The following is a 722-nucleotide window of genomic DNA, read 5'->3' as shown; positions in this document are numbered from 1 at the left end:
ATTGAATACCTAAACCCATTGTCAACTCAAGGGCTTTCTCAACTCTACGTCCACCACCAGCAGCTTCGTGCCAAGACCGCATCATCTTCGCATTCATAGCTTTCATACCAAAACGTTTGAACATCAAGATTGTTTGAGACACAGGGCCAGCAGCACGGGTCATTGTCTGACTCATATCTTCCAGTAACAAAGTGTCTTTAGCAACACGACGAGTAAGACGTTTCAACAAGACAGTTCGACTATCCTTCATAAATGCGTCACGATTCTTCAGAACTAATGTTCCATCTGGTTTAACTTCAGCGTGGTCAACTAACAACTGTTTAATCTTAGCACCTTGTTCCGGAGTAAGACCAGCAGCGTTGAATTGTTTAGGAGTTAAATACATAGATGCTTTACCTTCAGCCACTTCACGAACAATAGAACCAATTGCTTGTTTCTCTGCAAACTCAGTGAGTGCATTAATAGAGTGGTGTAACATCAGTGAACCAGGAAGAATCTCAGAACCTTTAGTTAGAACACGTTGAGCAGTTGCTAATTTACCGGCTAATGCTGGATTAACACCAGAGTCTACCATACCTCTACGTAAATTCTCTTTAGTAGAAGTTAAATCGTGGAAGACTTCATCACCAAACATAACATCTTGGATTTCATCTCTATATGCTTTGACGTGTTTAGCTTGTTGCAACATAGGTTCCACTGTATCTTTGGTTAAATCAGAATAC

The 722-nt window shown here is 40.7% G+C and carries 1 protein-coding gene; it reads right to left on the bottom strand.

Translation table 11 applies throughout. The features are described from left to right. A partial coding sequence (locus N1032_RS25260; protein WP_259543334.1) for a hypothetical protein occupies positions 1 to 688 on the bottom strand: 688 nt, incomplete at its 3' end. Positions 689 to 722 lie beyond the last annotated feature (34 nt).

It is taken from the genome of Herbiconiux daphne, assembly GCF_024979295.1.
GTDB lineage: Bacteria > Actinomycetota > Actinomycetes > Actinomycetales > Microbacteriaceae > Herbiconiux > Herbiconiux daphnes.
Note: the sequence above shows the minus strand (reverse complement) of the source record. Positions and strands in the feature narration are given on the sequence as shown.